Source organism: Streptomyces yokosukanensis (genome assembly GCF_001514035.1).
Classification (GTDB): domain Bacteria; phylum Actinomycetota; class Actinomycetes; order Streptomycetales; family Streptomycetaceae; genus Streptomyces; species Streptomyces yokosukanensis.
Genome location: NZ_KQ948241.1, coordinates 1 through 4,770 on the forward strand (window position 1 = coordinate 1; position 4,770 = coordinate 4,770).

General features: G+C 74.2%; 2 protein-coding genes. Both read right to left on the reverse strand.

Annotated elements, in window-relative coordinates:
- A partial coding sequence (locus AQI95_RS42300; protein ID WP_208614408.1) for a type I polyketide synthase occupies positions 1-1,507 on the reverse strand: 1,507 nt, incomplete at its 3' end.
- A 223-nt stretch (positions 1,508-1,730) separates the two neighbouring features.
- On the reverse strand, positions 1,731-4,770 hold a 3,040-nt coding region (locus AQI95_RS42305; RefSeq protein ID WP_159056711.1), incomplete at its 5' end, for a type I polyketide synthase.

A 4,770-nucleotide genomic window follows, 5' to 3' on the forward strand; every position in this document is an offset into this window, starting at 1 on the left:
CCCCCGCACTCTTACCCGACAGCACCCACGGCACCACCGGCACAACCGAACGCCCACCCTCCCCCGCCACACCCTCGGCAACAACGGCATCAACGGCATCGGAATCGGCACCGGCATCAACGGCCGGAGCCTGCTCCACGATCACATGCGCGTTCGTCCCACTGAAACCGAACGACGACACACCCGCACGCCGCGGACGGTTCGTCTCGGGCCAGGCGGTCCGCTCCGTGAGCAGTGCCACCGCGCCCGACTCCCAGTCCACGTGGGGCGACGGCTCGTCCACGTGCAGGGTCTGCGGGACCACGCCCTGCTGCATGGACAGCACCATCTTGATCACACCTGCCACACCGGCCGCGGCCTGGGTGTGGCCGACGTTCGACTTGACCGAGCCGAGCAGCAGCGGCCGCTCGGCCGGCCGGTCCTGCCCGTAGGTGGCCAGCAGCGCCTGCGCCTCGATCGGGTCGCCCAGCGAGGTCCCCGTACCGTGCGCCTCGACCACGTCGACCTGGTCGGCGGAGAGGCGGGCGTTGGCCAGGGCCTGGCGGATGACGCGCTGCTGGGCCGGACCGTTCGGGGCGGTCAGGCCATTGCTCGCACCATCCTGGTTGACGGCCGAGCCCCGGACCACGGCCAGGACCGGGTGGCCATGGCGGCGGGCGTCGGAGAGCCGCTCCAGAAGCAGGATGCCCACGCCCTCGGCCGGGCCGAAGCCGTCGGCGCCGGCCGCGAAGGCCTTGCAGCGGCCGTCCCTGGAGAGTCCGCGCTGCTTGGTGAACTCCACGAAGAGCCCAGGGGTGGACATCACGTGCACACCGCCCGCGAGGGCGAGCGAACACTCCCCGGCCCGCAGCGCCTGCACGGCGAGGTGCAGGGCGACGAGGGAGGCCGAGCAGGCGGTGTCGACGGTGACCGCCGGGCCCTCCAGGCCGAAGGTGTACGAGATGCGGCCGGACAGGACGCTGGAGGCGTTGCCCGTGCCGAGGTGGCCCGCGTAGTCCTCGGGCGCTTCCAGCAGCGGGGTGAGGTAGTCGGAGCCGTTCATGCCGACGAATACGCCGGACTGGCTGCCGCGCAGGCCGTGCGGGTCGATACCGGCGCGCTCGAAGGCCTCCCACGTGGTCTCCAGCAGCAGCCGCTGCTGCGGGTCCATGGCCATGGCCTCGCGCGGGGAGATCCCGAAGAAGTCGGCGTCGAAGGCGGAGGCGCCCGTCAGGAAGCCGCCCTCGCGGGTGGTCGAAGTGCCCTGGTCGTCCGGGTCGTCGGAGAAGAGGTGGTCCAGGTCCCAGCCCCGGTCCGCGGGGAACGCGGTGAGGGCGTCGCCGCCGGAGGACAGCAGCTCCCAGAGTTCCTCGGGAGTGCGGACACCGCCCGGGAAGCGGCAGCTCATGGCGGTGATGGCAATCGGTTCGTGGGACTGGCTCTCGATGTCGCGCAGACGTCCGTACGCCTCGTCGAGATCCGTCGTGACCTTCTTGAGGTATTCGCGGAGCTTTGCTTCGTTCGCCACTGGCGCTTCACCTATTCACGTGGTCGAGACCGTGGAGGGACTCAAGGGAATTCAAGGCAGTTCGAGACGGGGAATTCGGGACGGGGCATTCGGGACGAGGCATTCGGGACGGGGAATTCGGGACGGATCAGGGGAGCCCGAGGATATTTGAGGAATTCCGGGGGCCGGAGGCCGTACCGCCGGAACAGGGGTTCCGGCGGTACGGCCTGGGGGCAGCTGGGGTTCAGGCCTGTCCGAACTTCTTGTCGATGAGCGCGAACAGCTCGTCGTCGCTCGCGTCCTCGATCCCACCGGCCGTGGTCGCGTCCGTCGGGCGGGCTTCGTTCCACTGGGCGAGCAGGGTCTGGAGGCGTACCGCGACGCGTGCGTGGGCCGCGTCGTCGTCGGCCGCGGCAGCCAGCTCCGCCGGGTCCAGCGAGGAGAACACGCTCTCCAACCGGTCGAGTTCCTCCAGTACGGACACGGTCCGTACTGCGGCGCCGTCCGGTGCGACCTCGCCCAGCAGGTACCGGGCGAGGGCGGCCGGGGTCGGGTGGTCGTAGACCAGCGTCGCGGGCAGCCGGAGCCCGGCGGCCGCACCGAGCCTGTTGCGCAGCTCGACCGCGGTCAGCGAATCGAAGCCCAGGTCCTTGAAGGCCTGCTCCTCGCCGACGTGTTCCGTCGACCGGTATCCGAGGACACCGGCCACCTGGCCGCGGACGAGGTCCAGTACGGTCCGCTCCCGCTCGGCGGCCGGCAGCTCTGCCAGCCGCTGGGCCAGCGTCTCCCCCGACGCCTGGGTGGAGCCAGGCGCCGCCGTAGTGCGCGGCGCACCGGCCTGGCCGGCCGCCCGGCGCGGCCGGGCCGGGGTGCGGACCAGGCCGCGGAAGACGGGGAGGATCCCGCCGTCGGCCGCCCGGGCCCGCAGGGTCGGCAGATCCACGGCGACCGGCAGGAGCACTGGCTCGTCCGGTACCGCGAGGGCCAGGTCGAACAGGGCCAGGCCGTCCTGTGCCGACAGCGGTGCGACGCCGCCGCGGGCGGCCCGTTCGCGCTCCGCCCCGGTGAGGCGGCCCGCCATGCCGCGCTCCTCTGCCCACATGCCCCAGCCCAGGGAGAGCGCGGTGAGACCGCGGGCCCGCCGGTGTCGGGCGAGGGCGTCGAGGAAGACGTTCGCCGCGCCGTAGTTGGCCTGGCCCGCGCCGCCGAGGGTGCCGGCGGCCGCGGAGAACAGGACGAACGCCGACAGGTCGAGTTCCCGGGTCAGTTCGTGCAGGTGGAGGGCGCCGTCGACCTTGGGCCGCAGGACCCCGTCCACGCGCTCGGGGGTGAGCAGGTCCACGACGCCGTCGTCGAGGACCGCCGCCGTGTGGACGACCGCCGTCAGCGGGTGCTCGGCCGGTACGGAGGCCAGGACCGCGGCCAGCGCGTCCCGGTCGGCCACGTCGCAGGCCGCCCAGGTGACCTCGGCCCCCGACTCCACCAGCTGTGCGGTGAGTTCGGCCGCGGACTCGGTGTCGCCGCCTCTGCGTCCGGTGAGCAGCAGGTGCCGTACCCCGTGTTCGGCGACCAGGTGCCGGGCCAGGAGACCTGCGAGCCCGCCACCGGCCCCGGTGATCAGGACCGTGCCGCCGGTGTCGATCCGGGCGGCCGAGGCCGGGGCCGGGGCCGCCTCCGTCCGGGCGAGGCGCGGCGCGTACAGCGCCCCGCCGCGCACGGCCAGTTCGGGTTCCTCGGAGGCGAGGGCGCCCGCCAGGATCCGGCCGGAGGCGTCGGTGCCGTCGAGGTCGACGAGTACGAACCGGTCGGGGTGCTCGGTCTGCGCGGCGCGCAGCAGTCCCCACACCGGGGTGGCGGCCAGGTCGCCGGGTTCGGTGTCCATGTGGGCGGCCACCGCACCGCGGGTGACGACGGCGAGCCGCGCGCCGGCGAAGCGGCCGTTGTCCAGCCAGCCCTGCACCAGCGCGAGCGCACGGTGCGTCGCATCGCGTACGTCCCGGGCGAGGTGGGCGGTGGCCTCCCGGTCCCCGGTGGGCGTCAGGAGCGGCACGACCACGGTGTCGGGCAGCGGCTGCCGTCCGGCGCCGACGGCCGCGTCCAGGGCGGCGAGGTCGTCGTACGCGGCGACGGGAGCCCCGGCGGTGAGGGCGGTGGTGATGCTGCCGGTGCTGTCGCCGACGACCACGAGGACCGCGGCCGCGGAGCGGGCCGGAACCGGCGTCCGTACCCAGTCCAGGCGGAACAGCGAGTCGTGGACGCCGTCGGCCGCGGGGGCCTGGGCGGCGAACCGTTCGGTGTCGATCTCCCGCGTCACGAGGGCTTCGACGGAGGCGAGGGGCGCGCCCTGCCCGTCGGCCAGAGCCACGGACACGGTGTCCGTGCCGACGGCCGTGATCCGCAGGCGCAGCGCGTCCGCCCCGGTCGCGTGCAGCCGGATCCCGCGCCAGCCGACCGGCTCCCGGCCGGCGCCGCCGGTGGCCCCCAGCGCCTGCACGACGGTGTCGAGCAGGGCGGGGTGCAGGGCGAACCCGTCCGCCGTGGCGCGGAGTTCGTCCGCGAGGCGGGCCTGGGCGAAGACCTCGTCGCCGCGCACCCAGACCCGGTCGAGGGTTTTGAGCGTCGGGCCGTGGTAGGGCCCGGTGGCCATGAGCCGCTCGTACAGGTCCTCGGTGGCGACCTCCTCGGCCCCGGCGGGCGGCCACGTACCGCTGTCGGTGACGTCGGCGGCGCCGGCGGCTCCGCTGTCCCGGCCGTCGGCCAGGGTTCCGGTGGCGTGCCGGGACCAGGTGCCCGCGTCCGGGGTGTCCGAGCCGGGCTGCTCCGGGCGGCTGTGCACCTGTACGGTGCGGCGGCCTTCGTCGTCCGAGCCGCCGACGGTGACCCGCAGCTGGACGGCCCCGTCCTCGGGGAGCACCAGCGGCGCCTCGGCCGTCATCTCGGCGATCCGCTCGCAGCCGACCGCATCCGCGGCCCGCAGGGCGAGTTCGACGAGGGCCGCGCCGGGCACGACCACGGAGTCGGCCACGACGTGCTCGGCCAGCCATGGGTGCGTACGCCGGGACAGCCGGCCGGTGAACAGGAACCCGCCCGTGTCCGGCAGTTCGACCGCCGCTCCGAGCAACGGGTGCCCGGCCGGCTCGACGCCGAGGGAGGCGGCGTCTTCCAGCGGGGCGAAGGCGTCGACCCAGTAGCGCTCGCGCTGGAACGCGTACGTGGGCAGGTCGACACGCTGGGTGCCGGTCTCCGCGTAGGGGGCGGTCCAGTCGACGGCCACACCCCGGACG